This is a genomic window from Pseudomonas sp. MWU12-2020 (assembly GCF_023100605.1).
Taxonomy (GTDB): Bacteria; Pseudomonadota; Gammaproteobacteria; order Pseudomonadales; family Pseudomonadaceae; genus Aquipseudomonas; species Aquipseudomonas fluorescens_H.
In genome coordinates, this window is sequence record NZ_JALMEX010000004.1 from 409,913 (window position 1) to 435,430 (window position 25,518).

Sequence of the window (25,518 nt, forward strand, 5' to 3'; positions counted from 1 at the left end):
TCAGCGATTGCGGGTCAGCAGTGCTGGTTTCTCGCCGCGCGGACGGGTCGGCAGTTGATCGAGCTGCTCAGGCGTCGGGAAGCGGTCGGCTTTCGATTCCTTGTGCATGATCTTCGGCCCGTTGCTGCGCGGGTTCTGCACGGCTGGCTCGGTACGAGGCTGATCGTCGCGAGCCGGGCGGCGGTTGCGCGACGAGGACTCGTCACGACGGCCCTGGCCATCACGCGGCGCGCCGTTGCGCGGGCCGTTGCGTTTGGCCGGCGGGGTGCCGGTGCTCGAACCGTTGCTGTTGCGCGGACCGTTCTGGCGACCTTGCGGCTGCCCGCCACGAGGGGCGCCAGCGCCTGCACCTTGTGCCGGCGCACCCGGACGACGGCCACGGCCACCGGCAGGGGCGGCTTTCGGCACGTAATCCACGCGGTTACCGAAGTTATCGATATCGTCGTCGAGGAACTCGTCCGGTGCACGATCAGCCGCCGCACGTGGTGGCTGGCTCGGACGCTGTTCGCGGGCCGGGGTGCCTTCACGTGGTTTCTGCTGACGGGCAGGGCGCTCGCCGCGTTCGCCGGCCGGTTTTTCCTTGCCCTTGTCTTTGCCTTTGTCCTTGCGACCGCCGCCACCACCGCCGCCATTCGGACCATCGCCACGTGGGCCACGGGCGTTGCGCGGGTTGCGCATGTCCGGACGCTCGCGCACTTCAGGCTTCTCGGCCTCGATGGTGCTGGCATCGAAGCCCATCAGGTCGCCGTCGGCGATTTTCTGCTTGGTCATGCGTTCGATGCTTTTCAGCAGTTTTTCTTCGTCCGGGGCCACCAGCGAGATCGCCTCGCCCGAACGACCGGCACGGCCAGTACGGCCGATACGGTGCACGTAGTCTTCATCGACGTTCGGCAGTTCGAAGTTGACCACGTGTGGCAACTGGTCGATGTCCAGACCGCGAGCAGCGATGTCGGTCGCTACCAGAATGCGCACTTCACCGGCCTTGAAGTCGGCCAGGGCTTTGGTGCGGGCGTTCTGGCTCTTGTTACCGTGGATCGCCACAGCCGGCAGGCCGTGTTTGTCCAGGTACTCGGCCAGACGGTTGGCGCCGTGTTTGGTACGGGTGAACACCAGTACCTGTTCCCAGGCGCCGGCGGTGATCAGGTGCGCCAGCAGGGCACGCTTGTGGCTGGCCGGCAGACGGAACACGCGTTGTTCGATGCGCTCGACCGTGGTGTTCGGCGGCGTCACTTCGATACGTTCCGGGTTGTGCAGCAGCTTGCCGGCAAGATCGGTGATGTCTTTGGAGAATGTCGCCGAGAACAGCAGGTTCTGACGCTTGGCCGGCAGACGCGCGAGGACTTTCTTCACGTCGTGGACGAAGCCCATGTCGAGCATGCGGTCGGCTTCGTCGAGGACGAGGATTTCGACGTGGGACAGATCGACGCTGCCCTGGCCTGCGAGGTCGAGCAGGCGACCCGGGCAGGCGACGAGGACGTCAACCCCACGGGACATGGCCTGGACTTGCGGGTTCATGCCGACGCCGCCGAAGATGCAGGCGCTGACGAATTTCAGGTCACGGGCGTAGATCTTGAAGCTCTCGTGTACCTGGGCCGCGAGTTCGCGGGTCGGGGTCAGGACCAGAACGCGCGGTTGGCGCGGGCCATGACGCTGGGATTTGTCCGGGTGACCGTTGGGGAACAACCGCTCCAGGATCGGAAGGGCGAAACCGCCGGTTTTACCGGTACCTGTCTGTGCCGCAACCATCAGGTCGCGACCTTGCAACACGGCGGGAATGGCCCGCTGTTGCACCGGAGTAGGCTCGGTATAGCCCGCATCTTCGATGGCACGGACTAAAGCCTCGGAGAGACCGAGGGAAGCAAAGGACATGAGTAATCCTGTTTTAGTTAGGGCTTGGCCCAATGGGAGTCTTGCCTGGCGCGAATCACGTTTAAGAGGACGCAATCCCGTCCGGTCCTGCTGCGGTTCCGAAGGCACGTCAGGAGCGCTCGCGCGGGCTGAAAGCTGCGCTGTAGCGGGTCGAGAGGCCTGTTACGGTTCCGGGCGTCCGGGCGTGAGCCTGGCGGGAACGCCGGAGTATAACAGAGCAATCACTGCGCGCTGCTTTCCTGCTGCTCAACGGTTTTGCGGCTGGCCGAGGCGTTGCTCAGCGGAGCGGCGTCGACCGGGGCTGCGCCGTAGCGTGCGCTGAGCTCGGCGTAGGCCGGTTCACGCTTGAAACGCTTGAGTTCGGCACCGAAACGCGCCACCAGCAGATCCATCCCGGCATTGCGTCGAACGGCCAGATATTGGCTCTGACGGCTGATGATCGTCGGGTTTTCGCTGATCTGATCGCGGATATTCAGCTGATCGAGCAAATGCTGACCGACGCGGCGATCGGTGATCAGCAAGTCGATGCGTCCGCGCAGCAGTTTGCCGAAGTTGGCCTCGTGGGTCGGTGCCGGCTCGCGGGTGAATAATGTCGATTCGCTGAAGTCCGGGCTGTACAGATAGCCCGGCGAAGTGCCGATGGTCAGGCCTTTGAGTTCGTCGAGCTTGCTGAATGGGTGTGGCCGGTCGTTGGCATAGAACATCACGAACTCGACGTCCGACAACGGTTCACTCGGATAGAGCAGGGTGGCGTCGCGCTCGTCGCTGTGAAAGATATCCAGCGCGCCGTCAGCCTGGCCGGTCTCGAGCATCGACAGGCAGCGTTTCCACGGCAGGAACTGCCATTCGACTTCGATTCCCAAACGCTTGAACACGATGGCGGTGGTTTCGTAGTCCAGCCCGAGGTTCTTGCCGTCCTCCTCATATACGTAAGGGGCCCACGGCTCGGTGACAATACGCAACTTCTCGCCCCGAGCGGCAAAGCTCAGGCAAGCAAAAACCAGTACCGTGAATAGTTGCGCGATCAAAGGCATGACTTGAGATTACGACGAGAAACGCGAAAGAGCCAGAAAGTGCCTGCACAAGCTCTAATTCGGGGATTCAAAAGCAAAAGATCGCAGCAACGACACCCCTGTAGGAGCTGCCGAAGGCTGCGATCTTTTGATCTTTCTTTTAACGCTTAACGTGGCAACTTCAGGTTATTCCAGATCGCCAGACTAGGTTCAGCCTGGTTCATGGAATAGAAGTGCAGCCCCGGTGCGCCACCCTGCAGCAGGCGCTCGCACATTTCGCTGACAACTTGCTCGCCGAAGCGCTGAATGCTTTGGCTGTCATCGCCGTAGGCTTCCAGTTGCTTGCGGATCCAGCGCGGGATTTCCGCACCGCAGGCATCGGAGAAGCGCGCGAGTTTGCTGTAGTTGGTGATCGGCATGATCCCCGGTACCACCGGAATATCCACGCCCAGTGCCTGCAAACGATCGACGAAGTAGAAGTAGCTGTCGGCGTTGAAGAAGTACTGGGTGATCGCGCTGTCGGCGCCGGCGCGGGCCTTGCGCACGAAGTTGGCGAGATCGTCTTCGTAATTGCGCGCTTGCGGATGCATCTCCGGGTAAGCGGCAACTTCGATGTGGAAATGATCGCCGGTTTCTTCACGAATGAATTCAACCAGTTCATTGGCGTGACGCAGCTCACCGCTGGTCATGCCCATGCCGGACGGCAGGTCGCCGCGCAGGGCAACGATGCGCTTGATACCGGCAGCCTTGTATTCGTTCAGCAGGCCGCGCAGGTCGTCCTTGCTGTCGCCGACGCACGAAAGGTGTGGTGCGGCCGGTACTTTGACTTCGCTTTCCAGCTGCAGAACGGTGTTGAGGGTGCGATCACGGGTCGAACCACCAGCGCCATAGGTGCAGGAGAAGAAATCGGGATTGTACGTTGCCAACTGACGGGCAACGTTGAGCAGCTTTTCATGCCCAGCATCGGTCTTGGTCGGGAAGAACTCGAAGCTGTAGCGACGGTCTTGGGACATGGGAAATACCCTTGGAAACACGAAGCCTGTGAGGCTTGCACCGCCCATGTGGGAGCGGGCTTGCTCGCGAAAGCGGCGGGTCAGGCAACATCAATGCTGAATGACAGACCGCTTTCGCGAGCAAGCCCGCTCCCACAGGGAGAGCAGGCCGCCGCGTCAATCAGTAGCGGTAAGCGTGCGGCTTGAACGGGCCTTCGACGGTGACGCCGATGTAGTCAGCCTGTTGCTTGGTCAGTTGAGTGACCACGCCGCCGAAGCCGCGAACCATTTCCAGGGCCACTTCTTCGTCGAGTTTCTTCGGCAGTACTTCAACGGTCAGACGCTTGGCTTTCTCGGCTGGCGACAGGTCGGCGTACTTCTGGCCGAACAGGAAGATCTGCGCCAGTACCTGGTTGGCGAACGAACCGTCCATGATGCGGCTCGGGTGACCGGTGGCGTTGCCCAGGTTCACCAGACGGCCTTCGGCCAGCAGGATCAGGTAGTCGTCGTTCTGTGCGTCGAAAGCGCCCGGGCCGGTACGGTGGATCTTGTGGACCTGTGGCTTCACTTCTTCCCACGCCCAGTTCTTGCGCATGAAAGCGGTGTCGATTTCATTGTCGAAGTGACCGATGTTGCAGACAACAGCGCGCTTCTTCAGGGCTTTGAGCATGTTCGCATCGCAAACATTGACGTTGCCGGTGGTGGTCACGATCAGGTCGATCTTGCCCAGCAGCGCTTTGTCGATGCTTGCTTCGGTGCCGTCGTTGATACCGTCGATGAACGGCGAAACCAGTTCGAAACCGTCCATGCAGGCCTGCATGGCGCAGATCGGGTCAACTTCGGAAACCTTGACGATCATGCCTTCCTGACGCAGGGACTGAGCAGAGCCCTTGCCCACGTCACCGTAACCGATGACCAGCGCTTGCTTGCCGGACAGCAGGTGGTCGGTGCCGCGCTTGATCGCATCGTTCAGGCTGTGACGGCAGCCGTACTTGTTGTCGTTCTTGGACTTGGTCACCGAGTCGTTGACGTTGATCGCCGGGATCTTCAGCTCGCCCTTGGCCAGCATGTCCAGCAGGCGGTGAACGCCGGTGGTGGTTTCTTCGGTCACGCCGTGAACGCGGTCCAGCACCTGTGGGTACTTGTCGTGCAGCAGCTGAGTCAGGTCGCCGCCGTCGTCGAGGATCATGTTGGCGTCCCATGGCTGGCCATCCTTGAGGATGGTCTGCTCCAGGCACCACTCGTACTCTTCTTCAGTCTCGCCTTTCCAGGCGAAAACCGGGATGCCGGCGGCAGCGATGGACGCAGCGGCCTGATCCTGAGTCGAGAAAATGTTGCAGGACGACCAGCGTACTTCGGCACCCAGGGCAACCAGGGTTTCGATCAGCACGGCAGTCTGAATGGTCATGTGGATGCAGCCGAGGATTTTCGCGCCCTTGAGCGGCTGCTCGGAGGCGTACTTGCGGCGCAGACCCATCAGGGCCGGCATTTCCGATTCGGCGATGATGGTTTCGCGACGGCCCCAGGCGGCCAGGGACATATCGGCAACTTTGTAATCGTTAAAATCTGCAGGCGTGATAACAGCGCTCATGAAGAGCCTCCATTCGTAATGTATGCGAATGGGCGCCGTTGTGCGTTTAGTGTCCGGCCGTGGCCAGTCAACGCCCCATCCGAGCCTGACAGGTTGATCCTGCTGCAGCGCCCCTCGGACAGGTGGCGGGAAAACGGTAGCAGGTGAACGTTACCGTTTTGAAACGGGGGCGATTATAGCCGTCTAGACTGATCTTCCAAAGGGTTTCTGTCGGCCAAATGAAGATCGCTAATAGCGACCATAGTAGAAGGCTCATGGAGCATGACCGTCCGGTCTGCCAAGATGGCGCCATCTTTCGGCAAACGCTCAGGAGTGAACATGAATTTCCACACCCGCAAATGGGTAAAACCCGAAGACCTCAACCCCAATGGCACCCTGTTCGGCGGCAGCCTGCTGCGCTGGATCGACGAAGAAGCGGCGATCTACGCCATCGTCCAGTTGGGCAATCAGCGCGTGGTGACCAAGTACATTTCCGAGATCAACTTCGTCAGCGCCTCGCGCCAGGGCGACATCATCGAGCTGGGCATCACCGCCACCGAGTTCGGCCGCACCTCGATCACCCTGACCTGCGAAGTGCGTAACAAGATCACCCGCAAGAGCATCCTCACGGTCGAGAAGATGGTGTTCGTCAACCTCGGCGAAGATGGTTTGCCAGCCCCGCACGGACGGACCGAGATCAAGTACGTCAAAGACCAGTTCAAGGAAGATGAGCTCGTTACCAAGTGACATTGGCGGTGGCTTCATCGCGAGCAGGCTCGCTCCCACATGGATTGCGTTGTACCTGTGGGAGCGAGCCTGCTCGCGAATGCGGTTGTTCAGTCAGCGAAGAATCATCTGGCCACTGAACAGCCATGAACCGCCGGGGTCGTAGCTAAAAGCCCCCCACCCGGTTCCCACGCCATGACCACGCCTATAGACGGCAAGACCCCCAACCTCTCGACCGATGAACAACACGAAGTCGAGAAAAACCAGCCGCCCCGCGCGGCGGTTCTGCATGAAATCATCCGCACTCAAGGCGATCAGGAACTGGAGCGCAGCATCGCCGCGCTGTGGTGGTCGGCGCTCGCCGCCGGGCTGACCATGGGCCTGTCGCTGATGGGCATGGGCCTGCTCAATTCGCGCCTGCCCGAGGGCGAGGAATTCAAGGTGATCGCCAGTTTCGGCTACTGCGCCGGTTTCCTCGCGGTGATCCTCGCCCGCCAGCAACTGTTCACCGAAAACACCCTGACCGCCGTCCTCCCGGTGATGAGCAAACCGACCCTGGCCAATTTCGGCCGGCTGATCCGCCTGTGGGGCGTGGTCCTGTTCGGCAATTTGTGCGGGACGATTCTGGTGGCGTACGTGATGCTCGAGCTGCCGATCTTCGACGCCAAGACCGATCACGCCTTCCTTGAAATCGGCCGCAAGGTCATGGAAAACCACGCCAGCCAAATGTTCGCCAAGGGCATCGTTTCCGGCTGGATGATCGCCACCATGGTCTGGATGATCCCGTCCATGGAGAGCGCGAAGATGTGGATCATCATCCTCATCACCTACCTGATGGCGCTGGGCGATTTCACCCACATCGTGGTCGGTTCGGCGGAAGTGTCGTATCTGGTGTTTGCCGGCGAGCTGCCGTGGAGTGATTTCTGGATGGTGTTTGCCGGGCCGACGCTGGCGGGGAACATCATCGGCGGCAGTTTCATCTTCGCCCTGATCAGCCATGCGCAGATCCGCAGCGAGAGCGGCGCGCCGAAAGAAACAGGCAAAGGGTCTGCGGATCAGGCCGAGAAGCCTGACCCGCAGCAGATCAGAAAATGATCAGTGGTGCGCGGGCTCGGCCGCTGTGGCCGGCTCGTCACGGGTGGCGTGCTTGACCAGTTTGCCGATGGTCAGACCCTGCAACAGGATCGACGACAGCACCACGATGTAGGTGATGCTCAGCAGCAGATCGCGCTCCGGGCCCAGCGGCAGGGCCAGCGCCAGTGCCACCGAGACACCACCGCGCAAACCGCCCCAGGTCAGGATTCGGATGGTGCCGCGCGGCACTGTGCGCCAACGGCGTAGCAGAACGATGGCCGGGGCCACGGTGAGCAGGCGCGACAGCAGAATCGCCAGCGCCAGCAAACTGGCCGCCGCCACGTGCGCCCAGTTGAACGGCAGCAGCAACAGCTCCATGCCGATCAGCGCGAACAGCAGGGCGTTGAGCATGTCATCGAGCAGCTCCCAGAAGCCGTCGAGGTACTTGCGGGTCATGTCGTTCATCGCCAGGTTGCGTCCCAGGTTACCGATGATCAGACCGGCGACCACCATCGCAATCGGCGCCGAGACGTGCAGCTCGGTGGCCATCGCCGAACCGCCGATCACCAGCGCCAGGGTCAGCATCACGGTGATCTGATGCTGCTGGACGCTTTTGATCATCCGGTACACCCCATAACCGATCAGCCCGCCGAACAACACGCCGCCAATGGCTTCGTGCACGAACAGCATTGCCGTGGCGCTGATCGTCGGCGTTTCACCCAATTGGGCGATACCCAGCAGCACGGTGAACACCACCACCGCCGTGCCGTCGTTGAACAGCGACTCGCCGACGATGGTGGTTTTCAGCGGCTTCGAAGCGTTGGCGGTGCGCAGGACGCCGAGCACCGCAATCGGGTCGGTCGGCGAAATCAGCGCGCCGAACAACAGGCAGTAGAGGAAGCTCACGTGCCAGCCGAACAGGGCAAAAATGTAATAGGCGAGGCTACCGATCACCACGGTCGCAATCAGCACGCCGAAAGTGGCCAGCAGGCCGATCGGCCAGCGATAGCTGCGCAGGTCGTTCAGGTTGACGTGCAGGGCGCCGGCGAACAGCAGAAACGACAGCATCCAGTTCATCAGCAGATCGCCGAAGTCGATCTGGCCGATCAGTTGCTGCACGCGTTCTTCGAGGCCGGGATAGCCGAGCAGGCTCAGGCCTTGCAGCAACAGGGAGAACATCAGCGCGGTGACCATCACGCCGATGGTCGGCGGCAGGCCGATGAAGCGGTAGTTGACGAAGGTGAGAAGGGTTGTGAGGCAGATGAATGCGGCTACGAGTTCAAGCATCCGGGCTCCTTTGGATGGGGGTGGAAAGACAGCGCCCCGATTCTTCGGTGCAAAGGTTGGATGGGCTGATTCGGGGTGGGGACACAACTGTGTCCCCTCGGTTGGTCGGCCGCGCACATTGGTGTAGGGTCAACAATAAAAATCAAGGAGTGGGACGTGGCGGCGACAGTTCTGGTGTTAATGGCGGCGCTGTTGCATGCGACGTGGAATACCCTGATCAAGTTCAGCGCCGAGCGGCTGCTGGTGGTGGCGTGCATGGACACGGTGGCGCTGCTGTTTGTCGCCCTCGCATTTCCATTCATCAGCCTGCCGCCGGCGGAAATCTGGCCGTGGATTCTGGCTTCGGCGGCGTTCGAGTTGCTGTATCGCTATTTGCTGATTCAAGCCTATCGGGTCGGCGACCTCGGGTTGGTCTATCCGCTGATGCGCGGCTTGTCGCCACTGGTGGTGCTGGCGTTGACCCTGATCTTCGCCGGCGAAGTGCTTACCGCGCAGCAGATCTTCGGGATCATGCTGATTCCGCTGGGCATGGCCTGCCTGCTCTGGCAGGGCGGCGGCGGCAAGCATCTGCCGTGGTCGATGCTGCCGGTGGTGGCGCTGATCGGGTTGTGCATCGGCTGCTACACCTACATCGATGGCCAGGCCTTGCGGCGCTGGTCGCATCCACTGGATTACCTGGTCTGGGTCACGTTGCTCAGCGCCTGGCCGTTTCCGTTGCTGGCATGGGTCGCCAAACGCCCGGCATTTCTGGTGTTCTGGCGCGAGCAATGGAAGTTGGGGCTGGCGGTCGGGTTCTGCGTGTTGTTCAGCTACGCTCTGGTGCTGTGGGCGATGCAGTTGGGCTCGATTGCCGAAGCGGCGGCGTTGCGCGAGATCAGCGTGATTCTGGTGGTGCTGTTCGGCATGCGTTACCTGAAAGAACCTTTCGGCAGGCCGCGGCTCTTAGCCTGTGGGCTGGTACTGATCGGCATGCTGGTGATGAAGTTCTGACGGCCCACAATTCTCTATCACTCGAAGAAGGACGGCTTTATGACGGTGGCTCTGTGGTGCGTATTGATCGCGATTTTCCTGCCGTATGTGTGCACGATCGTGGCCAAGGCCAGCGGCGGTTTCAGGCTTCAGGACAACCATGATCCCCGGGACTTTCTCGAAAGCCTGAACGGCGTGGCCCGACGGGCGCATGCGGCGCAGTTGAACAGTTTCGAGGTGATGCCGGCGTTTGCGGCAGCGGTGATCGTTGCGCATCTGGTGGGCACGGCGCAGTTGGTGACGGTGAATGTGCTGGCGGTGATGTTTATCACCAGTCGCCTGCTGTACATCATCTGCTACCTGGCGGACTGGGCGATTCTGCGGTCGTTGGTGTGGTTTGTCGGGATGGGGCTGATTGCTGCGTTCTTCTTTGTGTCTGTCTGAATCTCGGGTGTTGCTGCTGGCCTCTTCGCGGGCAAGCCCGCTCCCACAGGGGTCTTGGGTGTACACAGAATTTGTGCTCGCCATGAATACCTGTGGGAGCGGGCTTGCCCGCGAAGACGATAGCTCAGGCGCCGAGGCGCTTAAGGTTTGTCCTTAACCGTGTCGGCGACCTGGGGCACTTGCGGCAACGCCGCACCTTTAGGCCAGAGCATCCAGATCTGTCCCTGCTGCTTCATGTCCCCGGCTAACTGCCCGGCCGCGTCGCCCGTGCCCCAGAACAGGTCCGCGCGCACCTCGCCGGCAATCGCGCCGCCAGTGTCCTGCGCCGCGACCGGGCGAACCAAAGCGGTGCCATCCGGGCGGGTGGTCGACAGCCACAGCAGGCTGCCCAACGGAATCACCTTGCGATCCACCGCTGCGCTGTAGCCGGCGGTCAGCGGCACATTGAGCGAACCGCGCGGACCTTCGTTGCTGTCCGGGTTACGGGTGAAGAACACGTAGCTCGGGTTGCTGCCCAGCAGCTCCGGGATGCGCGACGGGTTGGCCTTGGCCCAGTTGCTGATCGCGCTCATGGTCACGTCTTCTTTCTTCAACTCGCCCTGTTCCACCAGCCAGCGGCCGATCGGTCGGTACGGGTGGCCGTTCTGGTCGGCGTAGGCGATGCGCAGTTGCTTGCCATCCGGCGTCTGAATCCGCCCCGAGCCCTGGATCTGCAAAAACTGCAGGTTCATCGGGTCGGTGAGGTACGCCACCACCGGCGCTTTTACGCCTTTGGATTCAATGGTCGCCGCGTCGTCGTAAGGCTTGAGCACCCGGCCTTCGAGACGGCCACGCAGGCGCTTGCCCTTGAGTTCCGGATAAATACTGTCCAGCGAGACGATGATCATATCTTCCGGCACGCCATACACCGGCACGTTGGCTACGTCGGTGGGCGTCAGGCTGCCGGGGTAGACCGGTTCGTAGTAACCGGTGATCAGACCGTTCGGGTTGTCATGCTCGGCGCGCAGGCCGAACACATCGAGGTTCTGCTTGAGGAACGCGCGGATCTCGTTGGCGCTCGGCGGCACGTTGGCCGCTGCGGCGCAGGTGCCGCCCCAGACCGGGTCGGCCTTGAGTCGGGTGCAGGCGCTGCGCCACGAGCCGAAACCGGCGATCAGATCGCTGTCGGACACCGCCGGCAGGGCTTCCCAGGTGGTGCTGGAATAAGTGGCCAAGGCGTGGGTTTTCGGTTTGGCATTGTCGCCGCCCGTACAGCCGGCAAGGATTGCCAGCAGCGGCAGGGTTGCGATCAGTGGGTGACGCCAGGCCTTGAAACGGCTGTTCATGGAGTGATTCCTGTGCCGGTTGCCCAAGTGCTCCATGCGCTCGGGCAACCCGTATTTTTAATAGGGCTATTGGTGTTTGTCGGCGACGCGAGGATACTGGCCGCCGAATTCCGTGACTTGAAGCCACCATGACTCTTAAAAGAATTTCTGTTGTATTGCTGGCCTGTCTGACCTTGTCCGCCTGTGGCGGTGTCGATCCGAATTCTCCGCTGGGGCAACGCAAGGCGATCTTCAAGCAGATGCTTAAGACCGGCGAAGACCTGGGCGGCATGTTGCGCGGACGCATTCCGTTCGACGGGCCGAAATTCACCGAGGGTGCAGTGAAACTCGACGCGCTGTCCCATGAGCCGTGGAAGCATTTCCCGCAGGTGCGTGAGGAAGATCACACCAGCGCCAAGGACGATGTCTGGTCGCGTCAGGCACGCTTTCAGGAACTGGCCCGCAACCTCGAGGCCGCCACCGGTGAGCTGGTGACCGCCAGCAAGGTTCAGCCGTACAAGGCCAGTAACCTCGGGCCGGCGGTGCAGAAGGTTGAAGATGCCTGCAGCGCTTGCCATAAAGAGTTTCGGGATCATTGATTGTCTGAGACTGCTGGAAAACTGTGGCGAGAGATCTTGCTCCCGCTGGGCCGCGAAGCGGCCCCAACCCCATTCAACCGCGCTGTAACAGACTCAACTCGATTGAATGGGTTTGCGACGGCTGCGCCGCCGAGCGGGAGCAAGCTCCCTCGCCACAGGACATCGCCTTCAATACGGGTTACTTGTCGATCTGGTCCAGCGCGTCCTGCAGTTCTTTGCGCGACTCGGCGAGCTTGTTCTTGCGCTTGTCGATCTTCTCCGGATCGCCTTTCTTCATGGCCTTGTCGAGATCGGCCTGGCGCTTGCTCACTTCGTGCTTGGCTTCCAGCACCTTGTTCTCGCGTTCTTTCTTCAGGCCGGCATCGGTGCAGTTCTTCGTCACTTCATCCAGGGCTGTTTGCAGGCCGGCCTGCTGATCGGTGTTGCCCCGGGACTTGGCCTGTTCGAGCTGATTAATGATGCCCTGCTTCTTGGCGGCGCAACCGGTCAGGCCCGGTGCATCTTCGTCGGCCATCACAGGCGCGGCCAGGACGCCACAGAGAGTCAGCAAGGCGAGCGGTGCAAGAAATTTCATAAAAGCTCCATGTGCAAAGGCAGTCGGGTCGGGGGCACTGCGCTGTTTGAGCGTCTGACGGCCCTTGGGTTCCCGGCTGCCGGGGGATTGCGTGATCAGAAACCGTCGATTCCGGCGGCGCGTAATGTGTCACTCAAGGCCAGCACCTGCGGGTCGCGGAAGAATGCGCTCAATTGCGCCGCGCGGCCCGGGCCGATTCCGGCTTGTGCCTGCCATTGTTCGGTGTCGCGTTGCGCCAGCGCCTGCCACGAGTCGGCCAGTCGGGCCTGACCTGTCGGCGGCATGCCCAACGCTTTGAGCCACTGAGCGAACGGCCGTTGCCGGGCGCTCTGAAAGCTGTTGATCAGGCGTGCGCTGCTGCGCTCGCCGAAGCCGGCAATGTTAGCAAGCTCTGGCTCATCAAGGGTCAACCAATCCAGCAGGTTGTTCAGGCGGCCTGTTTCCAGAAGTTTCTCCCAGGTGCCGCGACCGACATTCTGCAGCGCCAGTCCTTGTTTGCCACTGAGCCAGGTCAGTCGAGCGAGAAACTGGCTTTTGCATTCCTGCGTCGGTTGCCAGCAGCTCAGGGCATGAAAGTCGCGGGCGTCGGGGATCTCCAGATCGACGCGTTCGACACTGCGCAGCACCACACTGTCGAGTCGCGGAATGGTCAGTCCGGTCAGGCTGATGGCAACCTGATCGCCGGGACGGATGTCCAGTTCCTGCCAGCGCTTCAGCGAGCTGACGCTGACACGTTTGATCTGACGGTCATCAAGGGCAACGGGCTTCAGTTCCAGAACGGGGGTGATACGCCCGGTGCGACCAACTTTGAAATTGACTTTGCGCACCTGCGCCAAGGCCAGGGCGAACGGGTATTTCCAGGCGATGGCCCAGTAGGGCGAGCGCGCCTGCCAGCGTTCGGCGGGAGGCCTCTGGCTTTGGCGCAGAACGATCCCGTCCGTGGCGAACGGCAGGGGTGAGCGATACCAGTGTTCGCGCCATGTCTGAGCCTCGGCGAAATGGCTGATCGGCTGGCTGTAAGGTGCGGTCGTGGCGAAGCCCAATGTCGCCAGCATGGAAATTCGATCCGGCAGTTCGATCGGCCCTTGCGGCCAGTCCCAGACGAACAGGCCGACCCCGGCCGCTTGTTCGGTACTCAAGGTTTTGCGCGCCATCAGGCCGGCAACGGTCGCACGGGCGTTGACGCTGCCGGAACTGGCCTGAATATGCTTGTCCAGGCGCCAATAGAGTTCGCCCTGGACCAGCAGATCCACCGGGCGTGTCAAGCGTTGGGGAATGGCGCTGATCTTCTGCGCGGAAGGAGTCCAGTCATGACCGTTGACCCCGTCGCCACGACTGATCGCCTGCCGCAAGACGCCACCGCTATAGATCAGCGTCACGGCAACGCCATCCACTTTGGGTTGTACCCAGACATCCTTTCGATCCCGCAGCCAGGTTTCAATGGCCGATGCCTCGTGAATCTTGTCCAGGCCAGTGTGGGCGACCGGGTGCGCGACGGAGCCTGATGCTGTGCGCAAAGGGGCGGGCGCCGAGTGCCGCGCGAAGCACTGGCGCCATTCGTTGAGTCGCAGGCGCGATTGATCGTAGAGCTCGTCGGCAATCAGCGAGCGGCCTTCGCGGTGGTAGGCGTCGTCCCATTGATCGATCTGCTTTTGCAGGGCCGAGAGTTCAGTTTGCGCCTTGCTGGCTGACCAGTCCGGGCAGGCTGCATAGGCGATCAGAGGGGTGAAACTCAGTAGAACAAATGAAAACAGGCGCAGCGTGGCAAGCATTTTGAGCGTCCTTGCTCAGGGGCAATGCTTGAAGGCTAGGCGAGGATTCAGAGAAGCACCGGGTGGGTGTTTTGCATGGTGTTTCCATGCTGAAACTCAGGTCGCCGGGACTGGCCTCTTCGCGGGCAAGCCCGCTCCCACAGGGTTCTTGATTGATATTGGAATGGTATTTCAGGCATGAAAAAGCCCCGCACGGCGCGAACCGTGCGGGGCTTTTTGTGCAGCCGGGGAGGGCTTACAGACCAGCGGCAGAACGCAGAGCGTCGGCGCGGTCGGTTTTTTCCCAGGTGAAGGTGGTGAAGGTGTCTTCGCCAACAGTCTTGGTCTGCGGAGCACGACCGAAGTGGCCGTAGGCTGCAGTTTCCTTGTACATCGGGTGCAGCAGATCGAGCATGGTGGTGATCGCGTATGGACGCAGGTCGAACACTTCACGCACCAGTTTGATGATCTTGTCATCGCTGATCTTGCCGGTACCGAAGGTGTTCAGCGAGATCGAAGTCGGCTGAGCGACACCGATGGCGTAGGACACCTGGATCTCGCAACGCTCGGCCAGGCCGGCCGCGACGATGTTCTTGGCAACGTAACGGCCAGCGTAGGCAGCCGAACGGTCAACCTTCGATGGATCTTTACCGGAGAACGCGCCACCGCCGTGACGGGCCATGCCGCCGTAGCTGTCGACGATGATCTTGCGACCGGTCAGACCGCAGTCACCTACCGGGCCGCCAATGATGAACTGGCCGGTCGGGTTGATGTGGAACTGGGTGTCTTTGCTCAGCAGTTCGGCAGGCAGTACGTGCTTGACGATCAGCTCCATCACGCCTTCGCGCAGGTCTTTGTACGACACTTCAGGGTTGTGCTGGGTCGACAGTACAACGGCGTCGATACCGACCACCTTGCCGCCTTCGTAACGGCAGGTCACTTGCGACTTGGCGTCCGGACGCAGCCACGGCAGCAGACCCGATTTGCGGGCTTCGGCCTGACGCTGCACCAGTTGGTGCGAGAAGGTGATCGGCGCCGGCATCAAAACGTCGGTTTCGTTGCTGGCGTAGCCGAACATCAGGCCCTGGTCGCCGGCGCCCTGATCTTCAGGCTTGGCACGGTCAACACCCTGGTTGATGTCTGGGGACTGCTTGCCGATGATGTTCATCACGCCGCAGGTCGCGCCGTCGAAGCCGACTTCGGAGCTGGTGTAGCCGATGTCGCAGATCACGTCACGAACGATCTGCTCCAGGTCGACCCAGGCGCTGGTGGTCACTTCACCGGCGACAATGGCTACGCCGGTCTTGACCAGGGTTTCCACGGCAACGCGTGCGTGTTTGTCCTGGGCGATAATGGCGTCCAGCACCGCATCGGAAATCTGGTCGGCGATTTTGTCCGGATGCCCTTCGGACACGGACTCGGAGGTGAAGAGGGAGTATTCGCTCATCTCGATGTTTTCCTGAATTTACCGATGGTGAGTGTCGCCAGCCGGTCGCTGAAAGTGGCGAACCTGGATCTGGAAACCATTACGTAAGCCTACATAGAGGCTGTCCCCGGGAACGAGTCCCGCAGCGGTGGCCCAACGGGCCAAATCGTCCTGTTCAAACCCCAACCACAGATCACCGCAGGCCTCCCTGGCCCAACTCTGGTTGTGGCTACATAACTCTGTCACGAGCAGGCTACCGCCCGGTTGCAGCAGGCCGGCCATGTGCTTGAGCGCTTCGGCCGGCGCGGCGAAATGGTGCAACACCATGTTCAGTACCACGCAATCGGCCTGAAGGCTGGAGCCATTCAATGCATCGGCCAATTGCAGGCTGACGTTAGCCAGCCGTTCACGTTCACATACCTGACGCGCCAGTTCGAGCATCGCCGGGCTGTTGTCCAGCGCGGTTACGGTACCGAAGCGACGGGCCAGTTCCGGCAGAAAAGCACCATCGCCGGGGCCGACTTCAATGGCCGTGGCAGCACCATTGAAGTTCAGTTTATCGAGCAGGGCCAGCACGCTGTCGCGGTACTGCGGCAGGCCTGCGATCAAGTCTTGCTGGGCGCGAAATTTCTCTGCGACCCGAGCGAAAAATTCCTGGCTGGCCGCTTCACGTTGCCCGTGAACCTGGGCGATACGCGCTTGCACGTCCTCTGGCAGCGCCAGGTTGTCGACTTCTTCTAACAGTGCTGCGTGCAGTTTACCGCCCAGCAATTCGGTGTGAGGCAGGGCGCGACGATAGAAAATCGCGTTGCCTTCGCGGCGCGTTGCCACCAGATCGGCCTGGGCCAGCACCTTCAGGTGATGGCTCATGCCGGACTGACCGATACCGAAAATCTGCGCCAGCTCCAGTACACCGAACGAATCGTTGGCCAGCGCGCGCAATACATTCAGGCGCAGCGGGTCGCCACCGGCCTTGCACAGGGCCGCCAGCTCGTCGCAGTCGTCATGGCGAATGGAAGGCACGCGTAAGTTCATAGGGCCAGCAGTCTAGTGACGGCGGGAAATCGCTGCAAGGGCAATATCAAAAAGTTTTGATATTGCACGATAGATGGCACTTCTCACTGGCTGGTTAACTCTACAAACGAATAGCGGAAAGGTTTCACCAGGCGAATCCACTGTTAACCATGGGAAAAACGCCTCCGTATGACTATCTGTCATTGCCCCGAGGCGCTCCGGTGAGGGAAAATGCCCTCCTTTTTTCCGTTTCAATTATTCACACCCAGGAGATCAGCGATGCCTAGCCGTCGTGAGCGTGCCAACGCCATTCGTGCCCTCAGCATGGATGCCGTGCAAAAAGCCAACAGCGGCCATCCCGGTGCCCCCATGGGTATGGCAGATATCGCCGAAGTACTTTGGCGCGACTACCTCAAGCACAACCCGAGCAACCCGTCGTTCGCCGACCGTGACCGCTTCGTGCTGTCCAACGGCCACGGCTCGATGTTGATCTACTCGCTGCTGCACCTGACCGGTTACGACCTGTCGATCGACGACCTCAAGCAGTTCCGTCAGCTGCACAGCCGCACCCCGGGTCACCCGGAATTCGGCTACACCCCGGGCGTCGAGACCACCACCGGCCCGCTGGGTCAGGGTCTGGCCAACGCTGTGGGCTTTGCCCTGGCAGAAAAAGTGCTGGCCGCGCAGTTCAACCGTCCTGGCCACGACATCGTGGATCACCACACCTACGTGTTCCTGGGTGATGGCTGCATGATGGAAGGCATTTCCCACGAAGTCGCTTCCCTGGCCGGTACGCTGGGCCTGGGCAAGCTGATCGCCTTCTACGATGACAACGGCATCTCCATCGACGGCGAAGTCGAGGGCTGGTTCACCGACGACACCCCGAAGCGTTTCGAAGCCTACAACTGGCAGGTGATCCGCAATGTCGACGGCCACGATCCGGAAGAGATCAAGACCGCCATCGAGACCGCGCGCAAGAGCCCGCTGCCGACCCTGATCTGCTGCAAGACCACCATCGGTTTCGGTTCGCCGAACAAGCAGGGCAAGGAAGATTGCCACGGCGCGCCACTGGGCGACGCCGAAATCGCCCTGACCCGCAAGGCGCTGAACTGGAACTACGGCCCGTTCGAAATCCCGGCCGACATCTATGCCGAGTGGGATGCCAAGGAAAAAGGTCGCGCCGCCGAAGCCGAGTGGGATCAGCGTTTCGCAGCTTACTCCGCGGCGTTCCCGACCGAAGCCAACGAGCTGATCCGTCGTCTGAGCGGCGAACTGCCGGCTGACTTCGCTGAAAAAGCCTCGGCTTACATCGCTGAAGTGGCTGCCAAGGGCGAAACCATCGCCAGCCGCAAAGCCAGCCAGAACACCCTGAACGCGTTCGGCCCGCTGCTGCCGGAGCTGCTCGGCGGTTCGGCTGACCTGGCCGGTTCCAACCTGACCCTGTGGAAAGGTTGCAAAGGCGTCAGCTCTGAAGACGCCAGCGGCAACTACATGTACTACGGCGTGCGCGAATTCGGCATGACCGCGATCATGAACGGCGTGTCCCTGCACGGCGGCCTAGTGCCTTACGGCGCGACCTTCCTGATGTTCATGGAATACGCGCGCAACGCAGTGCGCATGTCGGCGCTGATGAAGAAGCGTGTGATCCATGTCTACACCCACGACTCCATCGGTCTGGGCGAAGACGGCCCGACGCACCAGCCGATCGAGCAACTGACCAGCCTGCGCACCACGCCGAACCTCGACACCTGGCGTCCAGCCGACGCCGTTGAATCGGCGGTGGCCTGGAAAAACGCGCTGGAGCGTAAAGACGGCCCATCGGCGCTGATCTTCTCGCGTCAGAACCTGCAGCACCAGGAGCGCGATGCCGGCCAGATCGCCGACATCAGCCGCGGTGGCTACGTATTGAAGGACTGCGCAGGCGAGCCTGAGCTGATCCTGATCTCCACCGGTTCGGAAGTCGGCCTGGCCGTTCAGGCCTACGACAAACTGACCGAGCAGGGCCGCAAGGTGCGTGTGGTTTCCATGCCTTGCACCAGCGTGTTCGACGCTCAGGACGCTGGCTACAAGCAATCGGTTCTGCCGCTGCAGGTCAGCGCACGTATTGCGATCGAAGCGGCTCACGCCGACTTCTGGTTCAAGTATGTGGGTCTGGAAGGTCGCGTGATCGGCATGACCACCTACGGCGAATCGGCTCCGGCTTCGGCACTGTTCGAAGAGTTCGGCTTCACCCTGGAAAACATCCTGGGTCAGGCTGAAGAGCTGCTGGAAGACTGATCCAGAAGCCGAGTCGTCTGGACTGACGCCTTCGCGAGCAAGCCCGCTCCCACATTGGAATGCATTTCCCTGTGGGAGCGAGCCTGCTCGCGAAAGCGTTGGTTCAGGCAACATCGCACTACCCGATTCACCACGGTAATCGAGAACCCCATGCCTCAACCGCGTCCCTACAAAGTTGCACTCAACGGCTACGGCCGGATTGGTCGTTGCGTCTTGCGTGCATTGTTTGAGCGAGGGGCGAAGGCAGGGTTTGAAATTGTCGCGATCAACGATCTGGCGGACATGGCCAGCATCGAATACCTGACACGCTTCGACTCCACCCACGGCCGCTTTCCCGGCGAAGTGCGAGTAGAAGGCGATTGTCTGCATATTAATGGCGACTGCGTGAAGGTCTTGCGCAGTGCCACCCCCGAAGGCATCGATTGGGCCGCTCTTGGCGTCGATCTGGTGCTGGAGTGCTCTGGCGCCTATCACACCCGTGAAGACGGCCAGCGTTTCCTCGACGCCGGCGCGCCACGCGTGCTGTTCTCGCAGCCGATGGCCAGCGAGGCGGATGTCGACGCCACCATCGTCTACGGCGTCAATCAGGATTGCCTGACCGGCGCCGAACTGCTGGTATCCAACGCCTCCTGCACCACCAACTGCGGCGTGCCGCTGTTGCGTCTGCTGGACAAGGCGATTGGCCTGGATTACGTGTCGATCACCACCATCCACTCGGCGATGAACGATCAGCCGGTGATCGACGCTTATCACCACGAAGACCTGCGCCGCACCCGTTCGGCGTTCCAGTCGGTGATCCCGGTGTCCACTGGTCTGGCGCGTGGCATCGAGCGCCTGCTGCCGGAACTTGCCGGGCGAATTCAGGCCAAAGCCGTACGCGTGCCGACGGTCAACGTGTCCTGCCTCGACATCACGATGCAGACCGCCACCGCGACCGACGCGAACGAGGTCAACCGGATCCTGCGCGAGGCCGCCACCAATGGCCCGCTCAAAGGTCTGCTGGCCTACACCGAGTTGCCGCATGCCAGCTGTGATTTCAACCATGACCCACATTCGGCCATCGTCGATGCCAGTCAGACCCGTGTTTCCGGCCCGAAGCTGGTGAACATCCTGGCCTGGTTCGACAACGAATGGGGTTTTGCCAACCGAATGCTGGACGTTGCAGAACACTATCTGCAAACAGCGATTTCAAAAAAACCTGCTCTCTAAGAACAGCTACTCAGGAAGTGCGACCCATGACCGTGTTGAAGATGTCCGACCTCGATCTGCAAGGTAAGCGCGTATTGATCCGCGAAGACCTCAACGTCCCAGTCAAGGACGGTGTTGTCACCAGCGATGCGCGTATCCTGGCTTCGCTGCCGACCATCAAGCTGGCCCTGGAAAAAGGCGCGGCGGTGATGGTGTGTTCGCACCTGGGCCGTCCGACCGAAGGCGAGTTCTCCGCCGAGAACAGCCTCAAGCCAGTCGCCGACTACCTGAGCAAGGCCCTGGGCCGCGAAGTGCCGCTGGTGGCCGATTACCTGGGCGGCGTTGACGTCAAGGCCGGCGACATCGTGCTGTTCGAAAACGTACGCTTCAACAAGGGCGAGAAAAAGAACGCCGACGACCTGGCCCAGCAATACGCCGCCCTGTGCGACGTGTTCGTGATGGACGCCTTCGGCACCGCGCATCGCGCCGAGGGTTCGACCCACGGCGTGGCCAAGTTCGCCAAAGTCGCCGCTGCCGGCCCGCTGCTGGCCGCTGAGCTGGACGCACTGGGCAAGGCGCTGGGTGCACCGGCCAAGCCAATGGCCGCGATTGTTGCCGGCTCCAAGGTGTCGACCAAACTCGACGTACTCAACAGCCTGAGCCAGATCTGCGATCAACTGATCGTCGGTGGCGGCATCGCCAACACCTTCCTGGCTGCTGCCGGTCACCCGGTCGGCAAGTCGCTGTACGAGCCGGACCTGCTGGACACCGCACGCGCCATCGCCGCCAAGGTCAGCGTGCCGCTGCCGGTGGACGTGGTCGTCGCCAAGGAATTCGCGGAAAGCGCCGAAGCCACCGTCAAGCTGATCGCTGACGTGGCTGCTGACGACATGATTCTGGACATTGGCCCGCAGACCGCCGCCAACTTCGCCGAACTGCTGAAATCGTCGAAAACCATCCTGTGGAACGGCCCGGTCGGCGTGTTCGAATTCGACCAGTTCGGCAACGGCACCAAAGTGCTGGCCCAGGCCATCGCTGACAGCGCGGCGTTCTCCATTGCCGGCGGTGGCGACACCCTGGCGGCCATCGATAAATATGGCGTGGCTGAGCAAATCTCCTACATTTCCACCGGTGGTGGCGCGTTCCTCGAATTCGTCGAAGGCAAGGTGCTGCCGGCCGTTGAAGTTCTGGAAAGCCGGGCCAAGGCCTGAGGCCGCCCGTTTGGCCAGGCAAAGGAGTGGTTACATGGTCAAGTCGTTAGTGCTGTTGTTGCTGACCGGTACATTGGCGGCCTGCGGGAGTAACCCTAAGGCCGAGGCGACACCTGCGCCGGATGCGGTGCAGAAAGGCTGCTACCAGGCCGACTGGCAGGCCGAAACCAACCCGGTGCTGAACAAGCGCTCGGGGCCGGATGGCCTGGACAAGTACGAGACGCAAACCCCGGCCAAGGAACATGGTTGTCCTTGACCGGTCTGACTCTTTAACTCAGGGCTGGCGGCGTGCGCCGTCAGTCGAGGAACACGGATGAAAGGCTTGATCGCCATTGCGGCGTTGGCATTGTTGGGCGGTTGCGCGCAGATGAATCTGTTTCAGTCGTCCGCCCCTGCTGACAACTGGACGAAATGGACCTGCGACAGCCAGGCCAAAGTGCTGTGGCGCTACACCGATGCCAGCCAGAAGGAAGTCGATGTTCGACTGGGCGGCGGCGATCAGGTCTATCGCCTGAAAGAAGAACCGGGCGCGTCGGGCGTGCTGTACAGCGACGGCATGCTGGCGTTTCACGTCAAGGGTGACGAAGGCCTGGTGTACTGGGTCGCCACCAATGACCTGATCGGCCGCGGCTGCAAGGCGCAGTAACACGATTGAATTGATGTACAGAGATCCGAATGTGGGAGCGGGCTTGCTCGCGAAAGCGGTGAATCAGCTTGCGGTGATGTTGAATGTTGAACCGCATTCGCGAGCAAGCCCGCTCCCACACGGGTTCTGCGTAGTCCTGAAAAATTTGCTTTATCGAATCACCAGACCGGGCTTCGACCCCCGATCTGCAATCACTTGAATAGCCGCCGCCGCTCCGGCAGGCTGGCACGATTAACGACCCTCAACCGGGAGAGACACACACAATGGCACTTATCAGCATGCGCCAGATGCTGGACCACGCAGCCGAGTTCGGCTACGGCGTTCCAGCCTTCAACGTCAACAACCTTGAGCAGATGCGCGCCATCATGGAAGCCGCTGACAAGACTGACTCCCCGGTGATCGTCCAGGCTTCGGCCGGCGCTCGCAAATACGCCGGCGCGCCATTCCTGCGTCACCTGATCCTGGCCGCGATCGAAGAATTCCCGCACATCCCGGTGTGCATGCACCAGGACCACGGCACCAGCCCTGACGTCTGCCAGCGCTCCATCCAGCTGGGCTTCAGCTCGGTGATGATGGACGGCTCCCTCGGCGAAGACGGCAAGACCCCGACCGACTACGAGTACAACGTCCGCGTTACCCAGCAAACCGTGGCCATGGCTCACGCCTGCGGCGTTTCGGTTGAAGGCGAGCTGGGCTGCCTGGGTTCGCTGGAAACCGGCATGGCCGGTGAAGAAGACGGCATCGGCGCTGAAGGCGTTCTGGATCACAGCCAGATGCTGACCGACCCGGAAGAAGCCGCTGACTTCGTCAAAAAGACTCAGGTCGATGCCCTGGCTATCGCCATCGGCACCAGCCACGGCGCCTACAAGTTCACCAAGCCACCTACCGGCGACGTGCTGGCGATCGACCGCATCAAGGAAATCCACAAACGCATCCCGAACACCCACCTGGTGATGCACGGTTCCTCGTCCGTGCCACAAGAGTGGCTGGCGATCATCAACCAGTACGGCGGCGACATCAAAGAAACCTACGGCGTACCGGTTGAAGAAATCGTCGAAGGCATCAAGTACGGCGTACGCAAGGTCAACATCGACACCGACCTGCGCCTGGCATCCACCGGCGCCATGCGTCGCCTGATGGCCACCAACCCGAGCGAATTCGACCCACGTAAATTCTTCGGCGCGACCGTGACGGCGATGCGTGATGTATGTATCGCTCGTTATGAAGCGTTCGGTACTGCCGGTAATGCTTCGAAGATCAAGCCGATCTCGCTGGAAGCGATGTTCCAGCGTTATCTGAAGGGTGAGTTGAACGCCAAGGTGAACTAAGCCTGAACGTTGAGCTGCGCTGATAAAAAACCCGCCGAGAGGCGGGTTTTTTATGGGTGGTGATTTCTTCGTGTAGCGACACTGTTCATGAGGAGTACCTGATAAATTGATCTAACTGAGTTTTGCTTATTTCCAATAGATCTCAATGACTGTCAGATCTGACAGTAGGCAGCCTCAAGCGATACTCACAAGATAAGACTCCACCTCGTAATGGAGTACACAGCAATGACTATTAAGGACGTTAAACCCAAAGGCCCGGCCCCGGTTACCCTGCCAGTTGAGCCAAAAACGGAAAACCTCAAAAACTCCAAGGGGCCAGCTCCTGTCACACTCCCCAAGCAACCGGAGTAAGCCCTCTGGCTTTAGAATCCACAGACATGTGAATTCTTTTTACTTAGTGAAGTATTGAGGCAATAGCTGTCCATGTGAGAAACCCGCCGAGAGGCGGGTTTTTTATGGGCGTAATTAAACAAATATTTCCGCTAGCGCTTCAAGCGTAAGCATCACTGCCGGAACGACGGTGCTCGCAATCCAGAGCGGCAATAATACGTGCATAGACGTTCATGCCCACGGAATGGGTGCCTTTCTCTATCGCGAGGTCGGCGAGTTGCGCTTGCGTTAGTCCGCGATTCAGACGCTTTATGCGTAACTGGGCGGCGAGGCGGCTTATTAATAGAGCGTGAACCATGTACTGTCTCTTTAACTTTCAAAGTTAACTGTGGCGTAAACGCTACATTTGACCGTCATGAGTCCGCTCGCACGCGTCCGCGTCTAAACCCGATCAGTGGATATTTTGGGTATTAGAAGTATTGAATATATGCTTTATTAATATAAAAACCTGTCAGATATAACAGGTGTGCCGGGCCAGTTGAAAAATTAAGCTTCGAACTCACTTATTTTGTAGGGCGAAGATATGAAAAACGAATTTGAAGCTGATAAGGGATTTTTGGGTAAACTGAATATCACTTACAAGCATCCAGAGTATGGTTCTCACCCGCTTAATCTTAAGGATGAAGGGTTGTACGCTGACGAAGAGTTTTTTTTTCTTAATCCCCGGTATAGGACTTTTGGGGGGCATGAATATTATATGGCGGTTAGATTTAAAAAAGACCTTGTCGTTGGTAAAGAATACAAACTAGAGGGGAATGATCATGGCCCGATTTGGGCGCAACTAGAATTAGACTCGGAAGCCGGTGATAAACATGCGAGTGGTACCTTTGAATTGACCAGAAGCGGGCACCGGCCCAAAGGAGTCTTTAATCTATTTGAGAAAGGGGTCTTTGAAGTAGAAGGTGATTTTGAGTTCTATGAAAACCGTAGCTGACATTGGTCTGATGCCGTAAGGCAGACTCATAGAGTCTGCCGTTTTTTGGGTTTTGCATCACCTGTGGATGCGCGCCAGTTTTATTTGTCGTGATCAATATCCAGCTTGGTAAATGTCACCTGCCCACCCTCACTGGTATACCCGGTGTTGTCCTGCACATACACGCCAGCCTTGAAGTACAGCGGCTTATTCCGCCAGGTTGCGCTGATCTGTGAATCCCACTGATAGCCTGCCGCGCTCACGCCGAGTGCGCCGCCGGGGCTGAGGTGGATCAGGTAGTTGAATTCGTTGTCCAGTTTGATACCGGTCGCCAGGGTGATGACACGGCTTTCGTCATCGTCCGGGTGCATGCGGACCTTGATCACCAGGTTGCCGGTCTGGGTCTTTTCCTTGTACTGGTATTCGAGCTTGACCATCGGCTTCTGGCTTTCATAGGCGTGGATCTGGCCGATGACGATCTTGCCGGAGCTGGGCACCTTGTTCACTGCGAGGGTCGCGCGCAGGGTGTTGTCGGCGTCCGGGTAGTACCAGTTGCGCAGGGTGCCGTTGCTGAAGGTTTCGCGCAGTTCGGTGCGCGGGTAGATGGCGTTTTCGGTTTTTGACCCGGTGACCGGGGACCAGAAAAACAGCGTGCCGCTGTCGGAATGGAAGTACTGATCCTTGAAGCCATTCACCAGTTTGGAGGTTTCGACGATGTACGGCGGATTGCCGACGGGAACGCTGAGGTTCCAGGTTGCGAGATCGATCATGTCGGTTCTTCCACTCAATTCATCCTGAACGCGAGTGCCAGAAGCTCTAGCCCGCGCCTTTTCGGGCGGCCTTTATAAGCGTAGAGGACTTTTTTGTTAACGCCCGTTTGGCAGATGATTGGCGTCAACATCCTGTCGAAATGCCATCTGTGCCGGTTTCCGCGGGCTGCAGGGGTGACCGTT

Annotated in this window: 23 protein-coding genes, 1 pseudogene and 1 riboswitch; of the genes and pseudogenes, 12 read left to right on the forward strand and 12 right to left on the reverse strand. The window is 60.3% G+C overall.

Features of this window, described 5'->3' with window-relative positions; all coding sequences use genetic code 11:
- The 4 genes from M0814_RS12280 to ahcY form a co-directional block, all read right to left on the reverse strand.
- Positions 1 to 1,869, reverse strand: a complete 1,869-nt coding sequence (locus M0814_RS12280; RefSeq protein WP_003229051.1) for a DEAD/DEAH box helicase — start codon at positions 1,867 to 1,869, stop codon at positions 1 to 3.
- Positions 1,870 to 2,090: 221 nt separating this feature from the next.
- Positions 2,091 to 2,903, reverse strand: a complete 813-nt coding sequence (locus M0814_RS12285) for a transporter substrate-binding domain-containing protein (protein ID WP_103485194.1) — start codon at positions 2,901 to 2,903, stop codon at positions 2,091 to 2,093.
- A gap of 146 nt (positions 2,904 to 3,049) precedes the next feature.
- Positions 3,050 to 3,895 (reverse strand): methylenetetrahydrofolate reductase [NAD(P)H], encoded by an 846-nt coding sequence (gene metF, locus M0814_RS12290; protein ID WP_003229047.1) that lies wholly within the window; start codon positions 3,893 to 3,895, stop codon positions 3,050 to 3,052.
- A gap of 160 nt (positions 3,896 to 4,055) precedes the next feature.
- Positions 4,056 to 5,465, reverse strand: coding sequence for an adenosylhomocysteinase (gene ahcY, locus M0814_RS12295; RefSeq protein WP_003229045.1), 1,410 nt, complete (start codon positions 5,463 to 5,465; stop codon positions 4,056 to 4,058).
- 23 nt (positions 5,466 to 5,488) lie between these two features.
- Positions 5,489 to 5,587, reverse strand: a riboswitch (S-adenosyl-L-homocysteine riboswitch).
- Between the two features lie 196 nt (positions 5,588 to 5,783).
- Between ahcY and M0814_RS12300 the strand changes: the two genes are divergently transcribed.
- Positions 5,784 to 6,191, forward strand: coding sequence for a hotdog domain-containing protein (locus M0814_RS12300; RefSeq protein ID WP_003229043.1), 408 nt, complete (start codon positions 5,784 to 5,786; stop codon positions 6,189 to 6,191).
- Between the two features lie 174 nt (positions 6,192 to 6,365).
- Entirely contained in the window at positions 6,366 to 7,265 is a 900-nt protein-coding gene (locus tag M0814_RS12305; protein ID WP_103485195.1) for a formate/nitrite transporter family protein, read from the forward strand.
- Here M0814_RS12305 and M0814_RS12310 read toward each other — a convergent pair whose 3' ends face one another.
- Positions 7,266 to 8,531: a sodium:proton antiporter gene (locus M0814_RS12310; RefSeq protein ID WP_064589608.1), complete on the reverse strand. Its 1,266-nt coding sequence runs from the start codon at positions 8,529 to 8,531 to the stop codon at positions 7,266 to 7,268.
- A gap of 156 nt (positions 8,532 to 8,687) precedes the next feature.
- Here M0814_RS12310 and M0814_RS12315 point away from each other — a divergent pair, with 156 nt between their 5' ends.
- Positions 8,688 to 9,521: an EamA family transporter gene (locus tag M0814_RS12315; RefSeq protein ID WP_003229038.1), complete on the forward strand. Its 834-nt coding sequence runs from the start codon at positions 8,688 to 8,690 to the stop codon at positions 9,519 to 9,521.
- 39 nt (positions 9,522 to 9,560) lie between these two features.
- Positions 9,561 to 9,944, forward strand: a complete 384-nt coding sequence (locus tag M0814_RS12320) for an MAPEG family protein (RefSeq protein WP_003229034.1) — start codon at positions 9,561 to 9,563, stop codon at positions 9,942 to 9,944.
- A 140-nt stretch (positions 9,945 to 10,084) separates the two neighbouring features.
- Here M0814_RS12320 and M0814_RS12325 read toward each other — a convergent pair whose 3' ends face one another.
- A complete protein-coding gene (locus M0814_RS12325) occupies positions 10,085 to 11,269 on the reverse strand; it encodes a murein transglycosylase A (RefSeq protein WP_103485196.1) in 1,185 nt (394 codons plus the stop codon).
- A gap of 128 nt (positions 11,270 to 11,397) precedes the next feature.
- Between M0814_RS12325 and M0814_RS12330 the strand changes: the two genes are divergently transcribed.
- Positions 11,398 to 11,847, forward strand: coding sequence for a cytochrome c (locus tag M0814_RS12330; protein WP_003229030.1), 450 nt, complete (start codon positions 11,398 to 11,400; stop codon positions 11,845 to 11,847).
- Between the two features lie 178 nt (positions 11,848 to 12,025).
- Here M0814_RS12330 and M0814_RS12335 read toward each other — a convergent pair whose 3' ends face one another.
- The 4 genes from M0814_RS12335 to M0814_RS12350 form a co-directional block, all read right to left on the reverse strand.
- A complete protein-coding gene (locus M0814_RS12335; protein WP_003229029.1) occupies positions 12,026 to 12,421 on the reverse strand; it encodes a DUF1090 domain-containing protein in 396 nt (131 codons plus the stop codon).
- Between the two features lie 95 nt (positions 12,422 to 12,516).
- A complete protein-coding gene (gene ligB / locus M0814_RS12340; RefSeq protein WP_103485197.1) occupies positions 12,517 to 14,193 on the reverse strand; it encodes an NAD-dependent DNA ligase LigB in 1,677 nt (558 codons plus the stop codon).
- A gap of 235 nt (positions 14,194 to 14,428) precedes the next feature.
- Positions 14,429 to 15,619: a methionine adenosyltransferase gene (gene metK / locus M0814_RS12345; RefSeq protein WP_103485198.1), complete on the reverse strand. Its 1,191-nt coding sequence runs from the start codon at positions 15,617 to 15,619 to the stop codon at positions 14,429 to 14,431.
- Positions 15,620 to 15,637: 18 nt separating this feature from the next.
- Positions 15,638 to 16,633, reverse strand: coding sequence for a metalloregulator ArsR/SmtB family transcription factor (locus M0814_RS12350; RefSeq protein WP_003229023.1), 996 nt, complete (start codon positions 16,631 to 16,633; stop codon positions 15,638 to 15,640).
- Between the two features lie 258 nt (positions 16,634 to 16,891).
- Between M0814_RS12350 and tkt the strand changes: the two genes are divergently transcribed.
- The 6 genes from tkt to fba all read left to right on the forward strand — a co-directional run bounded on the left by tkt (position 16,892) and on the right by fba (position 23,262).
- Positions 16,892 to 18,889 (forward strand): transketolase, encoded by a 1,998-nt coding sequence (tkt, locus tag M0814_RS12355; RefSeq protein WP_103485199.1) that lies wholly within the window; start codon positions 16,892 to 16,894, stop codon positions 18,887 to 18,889.
- Between the two features lie 150 nt (positions 18,890 to 19,039).
- A complete protein-coding gene (gene epd, locus M0814_RS12360; RefSeq protein WP_103485200.1) occupies positions 19,040 to 20,098 on the forward strand; it encodes an erythrose-4-phosphate dehydrogenase in 1,059 nt (352 codons plus the stop codon).
- 26 nt (positions 20,099 to 20,124) lie between these two features.
- Complete coding sequence (locus M0814_RS12365; protein ID WP_003229015.1) at positions 20,125 to 21,288, forward strand: phosphoglycerate kinase; 1,164 nt, start codon at positions 20,125 to 20,127, stop codon at positions 21,286 to 21,288.
- A gap of 34 nt (positions 21,289 to 21,322) precedes the next feature.
- Complete coding sequence (locus M0814_RS12370; RefSeq protein WP_003229014.1) at positions 21,323 to 21,544, forward strand: hypothetical protein; 222 nt, start codon at positions 21,323 to 21,325, stop codon at positions 21,542 to 21,544.
- Positions 21,545 to 21,601: 57 nt separating this feature from the next.
- Complete coding sequence (locus M0814_RS12375; protein WP_103485201.1) at positions 21,602 to 21,934, forward strand: MliC family protein; 333 nt, start codon at positions 21,602 to 21,604, stop codon at positions 21,932 to 21,934.
- A 263-nt stretch (positions 21,935 to 22,197) separates the two neighbouring features.
- Positions 22,198 to 23,262, forward strand: a complete 1,065-nt coding sequence (gene fba / locus M0814_RS12380) for a class II fructose-bisphosphate aldolase (RefSeq protein WP_003229012.1) — start codon at positions 22,198 to 22,200, stop codon at positions 23,260 to 23,262.
- Between the two features lie 465 nt (positions 23,263 to 23,727).
- Here fba and M0814_RS12385 read toward each other — a convergent pair.
- Positions 23,728 to 23,950 (reverse strand): annotated as a pseudogene (locus M0814_RS12385) (transcriptional regulator).
- A gap of 225 nt (positions 23,951 to 24,175) precedes the next feature.
- On the opposite strand from M0814_RS12385, the gene M0814_RS12390 reads away from it, so the two are divergent.
- Positions 24,176 to 24,586 carry a hypothetical protein gene (locus M0814_RS12390; protein WP_103485203.1) on the forward strand — a complete coding sequence of 137 codons (411 nt, stop codon included), beginning with the start codon at positions 24,176 to 24,178 and terminating at the stop codon, positions 24,584 to 24,586.
- Positions 24,587 to 24,666: 80 nt separating this feature from the next.
- Here the strand turns inward: M0814_RS12390 and M0814_RS12395 are convergent, their stop codons facing one another.
- The gene (locus M0814_RS12395; protein ID WP_103485204.1) at positions 24,667 to 25,335 is read right to left on the reverse strand and encodes a polysaccharide lyase family 7 protein; all 669 of its coding nucleotides are present in this window, start codon (positions 25,333 to 25,335) and stop codon (positions 24,667 to 24,669) included.
- Positions 25,336 to 25,518: the final 183 nt, after the last annotated feature.